The sequence below is a fragment of the Thalassospira sp. GB04J01 genome (assembly GCF_000751115.1).
GTDB classification, from domain to species: domain Bacteria; phylum Pseudomonadota; class Alphaproteobacteria; order Rhodospirillales; family Thalassospiraceae; genus Thalassospira; species Thalassospira lucentensis.
Window position 1 is genome coordinate 81,482 of sequence record NZ_CCDX020000007.1, and the last position, 12,009, is coordinate 93,490.

23 protein-coding genes are annotated in these 12,009 nt (G+C 53.7%); all 23 read right to left on the bottom strand.

The annotated features are described in order from the left end of the window. Positions 1 to 13: 13 nt before the first annotated feature. A complete protein-coding gene (gene secY / locus AMM48_RS05075) occupies positions 14 to 1,360 on the bottom strand; it encodes a preprotein translocase subunit SecY (protein ID WP_102783192.1) in 1,347 nt (448 codons plus the stop codon). An 83-nt stretch (positions 1,361 to 1,443) separates the two neighbouring features. Then, a complete protein-coding gene (rplO, locus tag AMM48_RS05080; protein ID WP_022734164.1) occupies positions 1,444 to 1,929 on the bottom strand; it encodes a 50S ribosomal protein L15 in 486 nt (161 codons plus the stop codon). Between the two features lie 29 nt (positions 1,930 to 1,958). Next, positions 1,959 to 2,153: a 50S ribosomal protein L30 gene (rpmD, locus tag AMM48_RS05085; protein ID WP_022734163.1), complete on the bottom strand. Its 195-nt coding sequence runs from the start codon at positions 2,151 to 2,153 to the stop codon at positions 1,959 to 1,961. 6 nt (positions 2,154 to 2,159) lie between these two features. Beyond that, a complete protein-coding gene (gene rpsE, locus AMM48_RS05090) occupies positions 2,160 to 2,738 on the bottom strand; it encodes a 30S ribosomal protein S5 (RefSeq protein WP_022734162.1) in 579 nt (192 codons plus the stop codon). 11 nt (positions 2,739 to 2,749) lie between these two features. Beyond that, positions 2,750 to 3,103, bottom strand: coding sequence for a 50S ribosomal protein L18 (gene rplR, locus AMM48_RS05095; protein WP_022734161.1), 354 nt, complete (start codon positions 3,101 to 3,103; stop codon positions 2,750 to 2,752). Positions 3,104 to 3,114: 11 nt separating this feature from the next. Beyond that, the gene (gene rplF, locus AMM48_RS05100; protein ID WP_022734160.1) at positions 3,115 to 3,648 is read right to left on the bottom strand and encodes a 50S ribosomal protein L6; all 534 of its coding nucleotides are present in this window, start codon (positions 3,646 to 3,648) and stop codon (positions 3,115 to 3,117) included. A 12-nt stretch (positions 3,649 to 3,660) separates the two neighbouring features. After that, positions 3,661 to 4,059 (bottom strand): 30S ribosomal protein S8, encoded by a 399-nt coding sequence (gene rpsH, locus AMM48_RS05105; RefSeq protein ID WP_022734159.1) that lies wholly within the window; start codon positions 4,057 to 4,059, stop codon positions 3,661 to 3,663. Positions 4,060 to 4,071: 12 nt separating this feature from the next. Continuing rightward, positions 4,072 to 4,377, bottom strand: coding sequence for a 30S ribosomal protein S14 (gene rpsN / locus AMM48_RS05110; RefSeq protein WP_022734158.1), 306 nt, complete (start codon positions 4,375 to 4,377; stop codon positions 4,072 to 4,074). Positions 4,378 to 4,391: 14 nt separating this feature from the next. Continuing rightward, positions 4,392 to 4,931 (bottom strand): 50S ribosomal protein L5, encoded by a 540-nt coding sequence (gene rplE / locus AMM48_RS05115; protein WP_022734157.1) that lies wholly within the window; start codon positions 4,929 to 4,931, stop codon positions 4,392 to 4,394. A gap of 11 nt (positions 4,932 to 4,942) precedes the next feature. Continuing rightward, positions 4,943 to 5,260 carry a 50S ribosomal protein L24 gene (rplX, locus tag AMM48_RS05120; RefSeq protein ID WP_022734156.1) on the bottom strand — a complete coding sequence of 106 codons (318 nt, stop codon included), beginning with the start codon at positions 5,258 to 5,260 and terminating at the stop codon, positions 4,943 to 4,945. After that, positions 5,260 to 5,628 carry a 50S ribosomal protein L14 gene (gene rplN, locus AMM48_RS05125; RefSeq protein WP_022734155.1) on the bottom strand — a complete coding sequence of 123 codons (369 nt, stop codon included), beginning with the start codon at positions 5,626 to 5,628 and terminating at the stop codon, positions 5,260 to 5,262. The genes rplX and rplN overlap by 1 nt, the downstream gene beginning before the upstream one ends. Before the next feature lie 34 nt (positions 5,629 to 5,662). Beyond that, the gene (rpsQ, locus tag AMM48_RS05130; RefSeq protein WP_008892183.1) at positions 5,663 to 5,896 is read right to left on the bottom strand and encodes a 30S ribosomal protein S17; all 234 of its coding nucleotides are present in this window, start codon (positions 5,894 to 5,896) and stop codon (positions 5,663 to 5,665) included. 26 nt (positions 5,897 to 5,922) lie between these two features. Next, a complete protein-coding gene (gene rpmC / locus AMM48_RS05135; protein ID WP_022734154.1) occupies positions 5,923 to 6,123 on the bottom strand; it encodes a 50S ribosomal protein L29 in 201 nt (66 codons plus the stop codon). A gap of 6 nt (positions 6,124 to 6,129) precedes the next feature. Continuing rightward, positions 6,130 to 6,549 carry a 50S ribosomal protein L16 gene (gene rplP / locus AMM48_RS05140; protein ID WP_022734153.1) on the bottom strand — a complete coding sequence of 140 codons (420 nt, stop codon included), beginning with the start codon at positions 6,547 to 6,549 and terminating at the stop codon, positions 6,130 to 6,132. Positions 6,550 to 6,561: 12 nt separating this feature from the next. Then, a complete protein-coding gene (rpsC, locus tag AMM48_RS05145) occupies positions 6,562 to 7,248 on the bottom strand; it encodes a 30S ribosomal protein S3 (RefSeq protein ID WP_022734152.1) in 687 nt (228 codons plus the stop codon). Beyond that, positions 7,248 to 7,628, bottom strand: a complete 381-nt coding sequence (rplV, locus tag AMM48_RS05150) for a 50S ribosomal protein L22 (protein WP_022734151.1) — start codon at positions 7,626 to 7,628, stop codon at positions 7,248 to 7,250. The genes rpsC and rplV overlap by 1 nt, the downstream gene beginning before the upstream one ends. A gap of 2 nt (positions 7,629 to 7,630) precedes the next feature. Further along, the gene (rpsS, locus tag AMM48_RS05155; RefSeq protein ID WP_022734150.1) at positions 7,631 to 7,909 is read right to left on the bottom strand and encodes a 30S ribosomal protein S19; all 279 of its coding nucleotides are present in this window, start codon (positions 7,907 to 7,909) and stop codon (positions 7,631 to 7,633) included. A gap of 16 nt (positions 7,910 to 7,925) precedes the next feature. Then, positions 7,926 to 8,753, bottom strand: coding sequence for a 50S ribosomal protein L2 (rplB, locus tag AMM48_RS05160; RefSeq protein WP_102783193.1), 828 nt, complete (start codon positions 8,751 to 8,753; stop codon positions 7,926 to 7,928). 4 nt (positions 8,754 to 8,757) lie between these two features. Beyond that, positions 8,758 to 9,060: a 50S ribosomal protein L23 gene (locus tag AMM48_RS05165; RefSeq protein WP_022734148.1), complete on the bottom strand. Its 303-nt coding sequence runs from the start codon at positions 9,058 to 9,060 to the stop codon at positions 8,758 to 8,760. Further along, positions 9,057 to 9,677 carry a 50S ribosomal protein L4 gene (rplD, locus tag AMM48_RS05170; protein ID WP_022734147.1) on the bottom strand — a complete coding sequence of 207 codons (621 nt, stop codon included), beginning with the start codon at positions 9,675 to 9,677 and terminating at the stop codon, positions 9,057 to 9,059. Before rplD ends, AMM48_RS05165 begins: the two co-directional genes overlap by 4 nt. Positions 9,678 to 9,682: 5 nt before the next feature. Then, positions 9,683 to 10,399 (bottom strand): 50S ribosomal protein L3, encoded by a 717-nt coding sequence (gene rplC, locus AMM48_RS05175; protein ID WP_022734146.1) that lies wholly within the window; start codon positions 10,397 to 10,399, stop codon positions 9,683 to 9,685. A 16-nt stretch (positions 10,400 to 10,415) separates the two neighbouring features. Beyond that, positions 10,416 to 10,724: a 30S ribosomal protein S10 gene (rpsJ, locus tag AMM48_RS05180; RefSeq protein ID WP_007091508.1), complete on the bottom strand. Its 309-nt coding sequence runs from the start codon at positions 10,722 to 10,724 to the stop codon at positions 10,416 to 10,418. Positions 10,725 to 10,843: 119 nt separating this feature from the next. Continuing rightward, on the bottom strand, positions 10,844 to 12,009 hold a 1,166-nt coding region (tuf, locus tag AMM48_RS05185), incomplete at its 5' end, for an elongation factor Tu (RefSeq protein WP_102783194.1).

Below are 12,009 nucleotides of genomic sequence, written 5' to 3' on the forward strand. Positions count from 1 at the left end.
CGTAGTCGCTTCTTTATCGGCGGCGACCACGCAGTTTGGATTTCTTGATCAGGCCTTCATACTGATGAGCCAGCATATGAGACTGAACCTGTGCAACGGTATCCATCGTAACCGTTACAACGATCAGCAAGCTAGTCCCACCAAAGTAGAAGGGTACAGACCATTCTGCGATCAGAAGCTCTGGCAAGATACAAACGAACGCCAGATAAGCTGCACCGATCACCGTCAAACGGGTCAGAATGAAATCCAGATGATTCGCGGTATTTTTACCCGGACGGATGCCCGGAATAAACCCACCGTGTTTCTTCAGGTTGTCTGCCGTATCTTCCGGGTTGAAAACAACCGCCGTGTAGAAGAAGGCAAAGAATACGATCAGGCCAATATACAGCGCGATATACAGCGGCTGTCCACGACCAAGCAATGCCGTCACCGTTGACAGCCACACAGGTGCATCAACACCGGTAGTGAACTGCGCCACCGAAAGCGGCATGAGGAGCAACGAGCTTGCAAAAATCGGCGGAATCACACCGGCAGTGTTGATCTTGAGCGGCAGATGCGAGCTCTGACCTTCCATAACCTTCATGCCAACCTGGCGTTTGGGATACTGGATCAGAACGCGGCGCTGCGCACGCTCAACAAAGACGATGAACGCAATAACCGCAATCGCCAGAACGATGATCGAAATGATCGCAAAGGCTGAAATCGCGCCAGTACGGCCAAGTTCCAAGGTACCGGCAATCGCGCTGGGCAGACCGGCAACAATACCGGCAAAGATGATCAGCGAAATACCATTACCGATGCCACGCTGGGTGATCTGTTCACCAAGCCACATCAGGAACATGGTGCCACCAACAAGGGTCACAACAGCGGTAAAGCGGAAGAACATGCCTGGGTCATGAACAGCAGCACCGGTTGAACCGGTCATGCTTTCAAGACCAACAGCAATGCCCCATGCCTGCACCGTTGCAATCACAACTGTCAGATAGCGGGTATATTGATTAATCTTTTTGCGGCCCTGCTCGCCTTCTTTCTTGAGAGTCTCAAGAGTTGGCGAAACGGTCGTCATCAACTGAATGATAATCGAGGCCGAGATATACGGCATAATATTGAGCGCAAAGATCGTCATACGACCCAACGCACCACCGGCGAACATGTCAAACATGCCCAGAACGCCGCCTGCATTCTGACGGAAAATGTCCGCAAGAATAGACGGGTCAACACCAGGAACCGGAATATAGGTCCCCAGACGATAAACAATAAGCGCGCCCAACGTGAACCAGATACGTTTTTTAAGCTCAGTCGACTTAGTAAAAGACGACCAGTTCAGGTTCGCGGCAAGCTGCTCGGCGGCCGATGCCATGCACTCATCTCCCAATACACTAAAACTGGAGGGTCCGGTCCCGCAAATTAATGGAACCGGACCCTCACGAAGTCATTATAGGCTTATTCTGCGGTTTTTGCTTCAGCGACCGGAGCAAGAACCTTAACCGAGCCGCCGGCTTTCTCAACAGCTTCAACAGCTGCTTTGGAAGCACCGGTAATCTCGATGTTCAGTTTCGCTTTCAGTTCACCTTTAGCAAGAAGGCGCAGACCGTCTTTCTGCGGACGGGCAAGGCCTTTTTCTGCAAGAAGAGCTACGGTGACATTCGCACCTTCTTCAAGATCACCGTTATCAACGGCGGTCTGAAGGGTACCAAGGTTTACAACACCGAACTGTTTCTTGAACAGGTTCGTAAAGCCGCGTTTCGGAAGACGGCGATAGATAGGCATCTGCCCACCTTCGAAGCCATTAATGGCTACACCTGAACGGGACTTCTGACCCTTCTGACCTGCGCCAGAAGTTTTGCCTTTGCCCGAACCGATACCGCGACCGACGCGGGTACGCGCTTTACGCGCACCCGGGTTATCGGCAAGTTCGTTGAGTTTCATCGTTCAACACCTTTTCGATCTGGGGTCAATCAAGCCTCGTCCACACGGACGAGGTGTTTGACCTTTGCGATCATACCGCGAACAGCTGGTGTATCTTCCAGCTCACGAGTCCGGTGCATTTTGTTCAGGCCAAGACCCACAAGGGTCTGACGCTGATCTGCCGGACGTCCGATCGGCGAACCCGTCTGGGTAACGCGTACAGTCGCTTTTTTCTTAGCAGCCATATCGAATTACTCCTTTTCGAGAACGGCGGCCGCAGCCGAACCGCTATCGCGACGGGCAACGACGTCACCGACTTTCAGGCCACGCTTAGCAGCGACCTGACGCGGAGACGCACCGTTGACCAGAGCATCAAGGGTTGCGCGGATCACATTGTGTGGGTTGTTCGAACCGGTACATTTGGACACAACGTCCTGAACGCCCATGGTTTCGAAAACCGCACGCATCGCACCGCCGGCAATGATACCGGTACCAGCCGGAGCCGAGCGAAGGACAACCTTGCCTGCACCGAAATGGCCTTTGGTATCATGGTGAAGGGTACGCCCTTCACGAAGCGGAACGCGGATCATGTTGCGTTTGGCTGCTTCGGTGGCTTTACGGATCGCTTCTGGAACTTCACGGGCTTTACCCGTGCCGTACCCGACGCGACCGCGCTGGTCACCGACAACGACCATTGCGGAAAATGCAAAACGACGACCGCCCTTAACGACTTTCGCGACGCGGTTGATACCAACCAGCTTGTCGACGAGTTCGTTTTCTTCACGGGCTTTCGGCGCCTGCTGCTGCTGTTGATTCTGGTTACGTGCCATGGTCGTGCTCCTTAGAAGTCTAGACCGCCCTCACGGGCGGCATCGGCCAGAGCTTTCACTCGGCCATGGAACAAATACCCGCCACGATCGAAAACGACCGTTTTCACACCAGCTTTAACTGCACGTTCAGCAATGGCTTTGCCAACCAGAACAGCGGCTTCGGCATTACTGCCTTTGCCTGCAAGGGCTTTCTCTGCCGTCGAAGCAGCCACCAGGGTGGTGCCAGCGACGTCGTCGATAACCTGTGCATAGATGTGAGCGTTCGAACGGTGAACACAAAGGCGCGGGCGACCGGCCGCTTTCTGGCGGATCGCAAAACGAACGCGACGTTTGCGGCGCTCGAAAAGGCTTCTCACGTTTTTCATCGTGCCAGTCCTTACTTCTTCTTGCCTTCTTTGCGCAAGATATACTCGCCTTCGTAACGGACACCTTTGCCTTTGTAAGGCTCCGGACCGCGCCAGCCGCGTGCATTTGCAGCGAACTGACCGACAAGCTGTTTATCTGCGCCAGAGATGGCGACAAGGGTCGGCTTTTCAGCAACGACGCTAAGACCCGTAGGGATCTCCATTTCCACGTCGTGTGAGAAGCCAAGCTGCAGAACAAGTTTGTTGCCTTGAACCTGCGCACGATAACCAACACCAGTGATTTCCAATTTCTTGGTGAAACCTTCTGAAACCCCGGAAACGAGGTTCGAGATGTTCGCACGGGTGGTACCCCAAAGGGCACGAGCGCGCTTACTATCATTTTTCGGTTTCACCCAGATCTGGTTATCTTCCTGGGTAACGGTTACGTCCGAGGTCAGAGACAAGTTAAGCTCACCGAGCTTACCTTTTGCACTGATCTGCTCTTCGTTCAGGGTGATGGTAACGCCGTTAGGCACGACCACCGGATTTTTACCTACTCGCGACATCGTTGGCCCTCCTTAGAATACCTTGCAGAGGATTTCGCCGCCGACATTCTGTTCGCGAGCCTCCTGATCCGAAAGAACTCCTCGCGGAGTGGACAGGACTGCGATGCCCAAGCCATTGTATACTTTCGGAAGATCTTTGATCTTCGAATATACACGACGACCCGGGGTCGAGACGCGGTCGATCTGCTTAATCACACCTTCGCCCTCAAAATACTTGAGTTCGATGCTGATTTCACTGATGCCCTTGCGAATTTCACTTACATTATAACCGCGGATGTAACCTTCGCGCTGGAGAACATCCAGCACACCGGTACGCAGTTTCGAAGCCGGCGAGACAACGCTGGATTTCCCAACGCGCTGACCGTTACGGATACGCGTGAGCATATCACTTACGGGATCGGTCATCGACATGTGATGTCCTCCTTACCAGCTGGATTTCACCATGCCCGGGATCTGACCACGTGAAGCAAGTTCACGAAGTGCGATACGGGACAGGCGGAATTTGCGATACACACCGCGCGGACGACCGGACAACTGGCAGCGAATACGCTGACGGATGCGGGCCGAATTACGCGGCAGCTGGGCGAGTTTAATCACAGCCACGATACGATCCTCAGGGGACGTTTCGCGGTTGCCGATTACCGCTTTAAGGGCGGCACGCTTGGCAGCAAATTGCTTCGCCAGGCGTTCACGTTTGAGTTCACGCTCTACAGCGCTCTTCTTGGCCATGGGCCAACCTCCAGTTAGTTTCCGAACGGAAGATCAAAGCCCTTAAGAAGGGCAAGAGCTTCATCGTCAGACTTAGCCGTGGTACAAATGATGATGTCCATCCCGCGGACCGAGTCAACTTTGTCGTACTCGACTTCAGGAAAGACGAACTGTTCCTTCAAGCCCATGGCAAAGTTGCCACGACCATCAAAGGATTTTTTGTTCAGGCCGCGGAAGTCACGAACGCGCGGAAGCGCGATGGTGACCAGACGGTCCAGGAACTCAAACATACGGTCGCGACGCAAGGTCACTTTACAACCGATGTTCATGCCTTCACGAAGTTTGAAAGCCGCTACCGACTTTTTCGCTACCGTGAAGATAGGCTTCTGACCGGTGATAGCCGCGAGATCCGCAACCGCACCATCCAGTTTTTTGCGATCTTGGGTGGCGTCGCCGACACCCATGTTGATCACGATCTTTTCGAGGCGCGGAATCTCCATGCTGTTCCCGTAAGAGAACTGCTCTAGGAGTGCGTCACGCACCACTTCTTTATAATGTTCGCGCAGGCGCGTCATTTTTCCGTCCCTCACTTGTCGATGACTTCGCCGCTAAGCTTCGCGAAGCGAACCTTGCGACCATCATCAAGGGTCTTAAAACCGACGCGGGTCGGCTTATTTTCTTTCGGGTCAACAATCGCGAGATTGGAAACGTTAATTTTCGCTTCCTTCTCGACAATGCCACCGGCATCAGCACCGGACGGGCGCTGGTGACGTTTCACCAGGTTGATGCCCGAAACCAGAACCTTGTTCTCGGTCGGGAATGCGGCGAGAACTTCGCCGGTCTTCCCTTTGTCTTTACCCGTCAGAACAATGACGCGATCGCCCTTTTTAATCTTGGCAGCCATTACAGCACCTCCGGAGCGAGCGAAATGATCTTCATGTAACCACGCGAACGAAGTTCACGGGTTACCGGGCCGAAAATACGCGTGCCGATCGGCTCGCCATTCGCATTAATGAGAACGGCAGCGTTACGGTCAAAGCGGATCGCCGAGCCATCGGCACGACGAATTTCCTTTGCGGTGCGAACGATGACAGCTTTGTGAACTGCACCCTTCTTTACACGACCGCGCGGGATGGCTTCCTTAACGGAAACCACGATAACATCACCAACGTGAGCGGTTTTGCGCTTCGAACCGCCCAGCACCTTGATGCACTGGACGCGGCGAGCGCCACTATTGTCGGCAACGTCCAGATTGGACTGCATCTGGATCATGGGTTTACCCCTTGACTATGATTGGGCTGAGGACTCACTCCTCGACCACTACTTCCCAAGACTTCAATTTGGAGATCGGTTTGCATTCGCGAATGCGAACAACGTCACCCGTCTTGAAGCGGTTCTCTTCATCGTGCGCGTGGAATTTCTTCGACTTGCGCACGTACTTTTTATACAGCGGGTGCATGACCTGGCGTTCCACACGGACCACCACAGTCTTGTCGTTCTTTGTAGAAACGACTGTCCCCTGCAATACACGCCTCGGCATGTGTGTTTACTCCTCTGCGTGTCCTGTTAGGCCGCGGTCGCACCCTTCTCGTTACCGAGAAGGGTTTTGATGCGGGCGATATCACGACGGACCTGACGGACCCGCGCAGTGTTCTCAAACTGACCAGAAGCCTGCTGGAATCGCATATTGAACGACTCCTTACGCAGGTCCAGCAGCATCTGTTTTAGTTCGTCAGCGCTTTTAGCGCGGAGATCAGCAACTTTCATCACTAATTACTCCCCTTCACCAAGACGTGTGACAAACTTGGTCTTGATCGGCAATTTTGCCGCTGCCAGCTCGAAAGCTCGGCGTGCAAGATCCAACGGAACACCGTCGAGTTCAAACATAATCCGCCCCGGTTTAACGCGTGCCGACCAATACTCGATCGAGCCTTTACCTTTACCCTGACGGACTTCGGCAGGCTTCTGCGAAACCGGTAGATCCGGGAAAACGCGTATCCACACACGACCTTGACGGCGCATGTGGCGAGTGATCGCGCGGCGAGCCGCTTCGATCTGACGCGCCGTTATACGCTCCGGCTCCAAGGCTTTCAAGCCATAAGCGCCGAAATTCAGTTCGGTACCACCTTTGGCCTGCCCTTTCAGGCGACCTTTGAAGGCTTTACGGAACTTTGTACGTTTCGGAGAAAGCATATCGGGATCTCCTTACTTACGACCGGAACCAGCCGACTCGAGCGCTTTACGCTCTGAAGCCAACGGATCATGTGCCATGATTTCGCCCTTGAAGATCCAGACCTTCAGACCGCAAACACCATAGGTGGTGTGTGCTTCTGAAGTACCATAATCAACGTCCGCACGCAGCGTGTGCAGCGGAACGCGACCTTCACGATACCATTCGGTACGAGCGATTTCAGCGCCACCAAGACGACCAGCAGCATTAATACGAATGCCACCAGCACCGAGACGCATTGCGTTCTGAACCGAGCGCTTCATAGCGCGACGGAACGAAACACGGCGCTCAAGCTGCTGGGCGATGTTATCAGCGACCAGCTTGGCATCGATTTCCGGTTTACGGATTTCGATGATGTTAACCTGCACTTCTGACTTGGTCATCTTCTGCAGATCGTTCTTGAGCTTCTCGATGTCCTGGCCTTTTTTCCCGATCACAACACCCGGACGGGCAGAGTGAATCGAGATGCGGGCTTTTTTCGCCGGACGTTCGATAATCACCTTCGAGACACCGGCCTGCTTAAGCCGGGTGAAGATGAAATTACGGATCGCAATATCTTCATGAAGAAGATCAGCGAAATCGGTCTTGTTGGCGTACCAGCGGGAATCCCAGGTACGGTTAATCCCAACGCGTAGACCGATCGGATTTACTTTTTGACCCATTACTCGGTCTCCTCACGTTCGCAAACGACGATGCGGATGTTGGAGAACGGCTTAATGATCTTGCCGACACGACCGCGTGCACGGGCGCGCCAACGTTTCATCACGAAGGCCTTACCAACAGACGCCTCTTTGATAAAGAGACGATCAACATCAAGCTGATGGTTGTTCTCGGCATTTGCGATTGCCGATTCCAGCAGCTTTTTGACGTCCTGCGAAATACGTTTGTTGGAGAAGGTCAGTTCTGCCAAAGCAGCTTCTGCCTTCATACCACGGATCGACTCGGCGACGAGGTTGAGCTTACGCGGGGAAATGCGTAAAGCCCGGAGCGAAGCAGCAGCCTCGTTATCCGCCAGCCGACGGATGTCAGCTTTCTTACCCATCGTTACTTCCTCTTCGCCTTTTTGTCGGCCGCGTGACCATAGTAGGTACGGGTCGGCGAGAATTCACCAAACTTGTGACCGATCATATCTTCGTTCACGAGCACTGGCAGAAACTTCTGGCCATTATAAACCCCAAAGGTGAGGCCTACAAATTGCGGCAAAATCGTCGAGCGCCGCGACCAGGTCTTAATTACCTCATTCCGGCCTGAGGCACGGACAGTATCGGCTTTCTTAAGAAGGTATCCGTCAACGAACGGACCCTTCCAAACGGAACGCGCCATAGTCTAGCCTCCTCCGTTAGCTCTTGTGACGACGGCGCATGATAAGCGCGTCGGTCTTTTTGTTCGAGCGGGTACGTTTGCCCTTGGTAGGCTTACCCCACGGCGTAACCGGATGACGACCACCCGATGTACGACCTTCACCACCACCATGCGGGTGATCGATCGGGTTCATGGCTACACCACGAACCGAAGGACGTTTGCCAAGCCAGCGATTACGGCCGGCTTTACCAAGGTTGATGTTTTGATGGTCCTGGTTAGACACGGCACCAATGGTAGCCATGCATTCACCACGAACCAAACGTACTTCACCGGAGGACAGCTTCAGCTGGGCGTAACCCTGATCCTTACCAACAAGTTGCACATAGGCACCTGCTGAACGTGCGACCTGACCACCTTTACCGGCTTTCAGTTCGACGTTATGGATAATGGTACCGACCGGAATATTCTTCAGCGGTGCGGCATTGCCCGGCTTAATATCTACGCGTTCAGCGGCAATAATCTTGTCGCCAACAGCGAGACGCTGTGGTGCTAGGATGTAGGCCAATTCGTCGTCAGAATAACGAACCAACGCGATAAACGCGGTGCGGTTCGGATCATATTCCAAACGCTCGACGGTACCGACAATATCAAACTTGGTACGTTTGAAATCGATCATACGGTAACGACGTTTGTGACCACCACCAATACGGCGGGCGGTGATACGACCAGTGTTGTTACGGCCACCTTTCTTGCGAAGACCTTCGGTCAACGCTTTAATCGGCTTGCCCTTGTGGAGATCAGAACGATCGACAAGAACCAGCTGACGGCGACCAGGAGAGGTTGGTTTAAACTTCTTCAAAGCCATTGTCTTAGATTCCCGTAGTCACATCGACGGAATGACCCTCTTCGAGGGTTACCATCGCTTTCTTGAAATCGCTCCGACGACCGGAAATACCGCGAAAACGCTTGGTCTTTCCTTTTACCACAGAGGTATTGACCGCCTTGACCTTCACCCCGAACAGACCTTCCACAGCAGCCTTAATCTCCGGCTTGGTGGCGTCGATCGCGACTTTGAACGCAACTGCGTTGTGTTCAGAAATCAACGTCGACTTTTCAGTAATATGCGGGGCGCGGATGACTTCGTACATCCGCTCTTTGCTGATGATCGTCATTTGAGACGTGCCTCCAACGCTTCGACCGCACCCTTGGTGAGCACCAAGGTGTCACGGCGAAGGATGTCATAGACGTTAGCACCGATCTCAGGCAACACATCAATTTGCGGGATATTGCGCGCAGCGCGAGCAAAACCTTCGTTGACCTGCGTACCGTCGATGATCAGTGCAGACTTCCAGCCGAGTTTGTTGAAAACTGCAACCAGACTCTTGGTTTTAGCATCCGAGAATTCCGCATTATCAAGAACGATAAGCTTACCGTCCTTTGCTTTAGCCGACAGAGCGGTTTTAAGCGCGAGCTTACGGAATTTCTTGGTCAGATCGTGTGCGTGATCGCGAACACGCGGACCATGCACAACCCCACCACCACGGAACTGTGCTGCCTTACGGGAACCGTGACGAGCACCGCCACTACCTTTCTGACGCACGAACTTTTTCGTGGTTGCGGAAATTTCCGACTTTTCTTTTACCTTATGGGTACCAGCACGGCGCTTTGCCAACTGCCAGTTCACCATACGGTGCAGAACGTCGCGACGTACTTCCAGACCAAAGATCTCTTCTGCGAGATCAATGTTACCGGCCTTGGAAGCGTCAAGTTTAAGAATGTCGAGCTTCATGATGCTTATTCCTTATCCTCGGCGACAGCTTCTTCAGCAGCCGGGGCAGCACCCTTAAGCGCGGCTGGGAACGGAAGACCTTCCGGCGCAGCACGTTTCACAGAATCCTTAACAAGGACATATGCGCCCTTGTGACCCGGGACTGCACCATGAACCAGGATCAGACCTTTTGCTTCGTCAGAAGTGACGATTTTCAAGGACTGAACGGTAACACGTGCGGCACCCATGTGACCTGCCATCTTCTTACCTTTGAAGACGCGGCCCGGATCCTGACACTGACCAGTGGAACCATGCGAACGGTGCGATACAGACACACCGTGCGACGCACGAAGACCACCGAAGTTGTGACGCTTCATCGCACCGGCAAAACCTTTACCGATGGAGGTGCCGATTACGTCAACGTACTGACCATCAACAAAGTGAGTAGCAGAAAGCTCTGCACCAACTTCGATCAGGCCATCTTCGCTAACGCGGAATTCAGCAAGTTTGGCTTTCGGCTCAACCTTGGCTTTGGCGAAGTGACCGCGCATCGGCTTCGATACGTTTTTCACTTTCGCTTTGCCATAACCAAGCTGAACAGCGACGTAGCCGTCGAGTTCATTGGTACGGTTGGCGACAACCTGAAGATCTTCGACCTTCAGAACTGTTACAGGAAGGTGGGAACCATCGTCGTTAAAGACGCGGGTCATGCCGACCTTCTGGGTAATAAGTCCACTACGCATTGCGGCTTACTCCCGATTAAAGTTTGATCTCGACGTCGACACCGGCAGCAAGGTCGAGCTTCATAAGAGCATCAACGGTTTGCGGGGTCGGGTCGACAATGTCGAGAAGACGCTTGTGCGTACGGATTTCAAACTGCTCACGCGATTTCTTATCGATGTGCGGAGACCGCAGAACAGTGTATTTTTCGATGCGGGTCGGCAGCGGAATTGGGCCGCGGACCTCTGCGCCAGTGCGCTTCGCCGTATTGACGATCTCGCGCGTGGACTGATCCAGCACGCGATGGTCAAACGCCTTAAGGCGAATGCGAATGTTCTGACTATCCATGTAATTATGTACCGGAGCCCTCAAAAGGACACCGGCCCCTCAACTGGAGTTGACGATTGCCGCAAAAGTATAGCGGGCGGCCTATGTAGCCGCCCGCCACACAAAGATCAAGAGAAAAATTACTCGAGGATCTTAGCAACAACGCCCGCGCCGACGGTACGACCGCCTTCACGGATTGCGAAACGCAGACCTTCGTCCATTGCGATCGGTGCAATGAGGGTTGCGGTCATCTGAACGTTGTCGCCCGGCATTACCATTTCGGTGCCAGCAGGCAGCTCAATCGAACCGGTGACGTCAGTTGTACGGAAGTAGAACTGAGGACGGTAGTTCGAGAAGAACGGCGTGTGACGGCCACCTTCATCCTTCGTCAGGATGTAGGCTTCTGCTTCGAATTTGGTGTGCGGGGTGATCGAGCCGACGTGTGCCAGAACCTGGCCACGTTCGACGTCTTCACGTTTGGTACCACGCAGCAGCGCGCCAATGTTGTCGCCAGCTTCACCCTGATCGAGCAGCTTGCGGAACATTTCAACGCCGGTAACGATGGTTTTAACGGTGTCTTTAACGCCGACGATTTCAATCTCTTCGCCAACTTTAACGATACCGGTTTCAACACGACCGGTTACAACCGTACCACGACCCGAAATCGAGAACACGTCCTCGATCGGCATCAGGAACGGACGATCCTTCGGACGTTCCGGAGCAGGAATGTACTCATCAACAGCTGCCATCAGTTCCAGGATAGCATTCTTGCCGATTTCGTCACTCTTGCCTTCCAATGCAGCAAGAGCCGAGCCCTTGATGATCGGAATGTCGTCGCCCGGGAAGTCGTAGGACGACAGAAGCTCACGGATTTCCATTTCGACGAGCTCAAGGAGCTCTTCGTCATCGACCTGGTCAACCTTGTTCATGAAGACAACAAGTGCCGGGACGCCAACCTGACGCGCAAGCAGGATGTGCTCACGGGTCTGGGGCATCGGGCCGTCTGCTGCCGACACAACAAGAATACCACCGTCCATCTGAGCCGCACCGGTGATCATGTTTTTCACATAATCGGCGTGGCCCGGGCAATCGACGTGGGCATAGTGACGGTTTGCAGTTTCATATTCGACGTGCGCGGTCGAGATCGTGATACCACGAGCTTTCTCTTCCGGTGCTTTGTCGATCATGCTGTAATCTTGGAACGATGCGCCGCCGCTCTCTGCGAGAACTTTGGTGATCGCTGCGGTCAGCGTGGTTTTGCCGTGGTCAACGTGGCCGATGGTGCCGATGTTGACGTGCGGTTTTG

What these genes read in the sequence shown, in the direction of transcription:
- rplE (WP_022734157.1), bottom strand. Translation starts at nt 4,931, where the DNA reads ATGACGCGCCTGCGCGAACATTATAAAGAAGTGGTGCGTGACGCACTC.
- rplO (WP_022734164.1), bottom strand. Translation starts at nt 1,929, where the DNA reads ATGAAACTCAACGAACTTGCCGATAACCCGGGTGCGCGTAAAGCGCGT.
- rplN (WP_022734155.1), bottom strand. Translation starts at nt 5,628, where the DNA reads ATGATCCAGATGCAGTCCAATCTGGACGTTGCCGACAATAGTGGCGCT.
- rplP (WP_022734153.1), bottom strand. Translation starts at nt 6,549, where the DNA reads ATGCTTTCTCCGAAACGTACAAAGTTCCGTAAAGCCTTCAAAGGTCGC.
- rpmD (WP_022734163.1), bottom strand. Translation starts at nt 2,153, where the DNA reads ATGGCTGCTAAGAAAAAAGCGACTGTACGCGTTACCCAGACGGGTTCG.
- secY (WP_102783192.1), bottom strand. Translation starts at nt 1,360, where the DNA reads ATGGCATCGGCCGCCGAGCAGCTTGCCGCGAACCTGAACTGGTCGTCT.
- rplD (WP_022734147.1), bottom strand. Translation starts at nt 9,677, where the DNA reads ATGAAGCTCGACATTCTTAAACTTGACGCTTCCAAGGCCGGTAACATT.
- rpsS (WP_022734150.1), bottom strand. Translation starts at nt 7,909, where the DNA reads ATGGCGCGTTCCGTTTGGAAGGGTCCGTTCGTTGACGGATACCTTCTT.
- rpmC (WP_022734154.1), bottom strand. Translation starts at nt 6,123, where the DNA reads ATGAAAGTTGCTGATCTCCGCGCTAAAAGCGCTGACGAACTAAAACAG.
- rplX (WP_022734156.1), bottom strand. Translation starts at nt 5,260, where the DNA reads ATGGCTGCCAAGATTAAAAAGGGCGATCGCGTCATTGTTCTGACGGGT.
- rpsQ (WP_008892183.1), bottom strand. Translation starts at nt 5,896, where the DNA reads ATGCCGAGGCGTGTATTGCAGGGGACAGTCGTTTCTACAAAGAACGAC.
- AMM48_RS05165 (WP_022734148.1), bottom strand. Translation starts at nt 9,060, where the DNA reads ATGACGATCATCAGCAAAGAGCGGATGTACGAAGTCATCCGCGCCCCG.
- rpsH (WP_022734159.1), bottom strand. Translation starts at nt 4,059, where the DNA reads ATGTCGATGACCGATCCCGTAAGTGATATGCTCACGCGTATCCGTAAC.
- rplC (WP_022734146.1), bottom strand. Translation starts at nt 10,399, where the DNA reads ATGCGTAGTGGACTTATTACCCAGAAGGTCGGCATGACCCGCGTCTTT.
- rplV (WP_022734151.1), bottom strand. Translation starts at nt 7,628, where the DNA reads ATGGGTAAGAAAGCTGACATCCGTCGGCTGGCGGATAACGAGGCTGCT.
- rpsN (WP_022734158.1), bottom strand. Translation starts at nt 4,377, where the DNA reads ATGGCCAAGAAGAGCGCTGTAGAGCGTGAACTCAAACGTGAACGCCTG.
- rplR (WP_022734161.1), bottom strand. Translation starts at nt 3,103, where the DNA reads ATGAAAAACGTGAGAAGCCTTTTCGAGCGCCGCAAACGTCGCGTTCGT.
- rplB (WP_102783193.1), bottom strand. Translation starts at nt 8,753, where the DNA reads ATGGCTTTGAAGAAGTTTAAACCAACCTCTCCTGGTCGCCGTCAGCTG.
- rpsJ (WP_007091508.1), bottom strand. Translation starts at nt 10,724, where the DNA reads ATGGATAGTCAGAACATTCGCATTCGCCTTAAGGCGTTTGACCATCGC.
- rpsE (WP_022734162.1), bottom strand. Translation starts at nt 2,738, where the DNA reads ATGGCACGTAACCAGAATCAACAGCAGCAGCAGGCGCCGAAAGCCCGT.
- rpsC (WP_022734152.1), bottom strand. Translation starts at nt 7,248, where the DNA reads ATGGGTCAAAAAGTAAATCCGATCGGTCTACGCGTTGGGATTAACCGT.
- rplF (WP_022734160.1), bottom strand. Translation starts at nt 3,648, where the DNA reads ATGTCGCGAGTAGGTAAAAATCCGGTGGTCGTGCCTAACGGCGTTACC.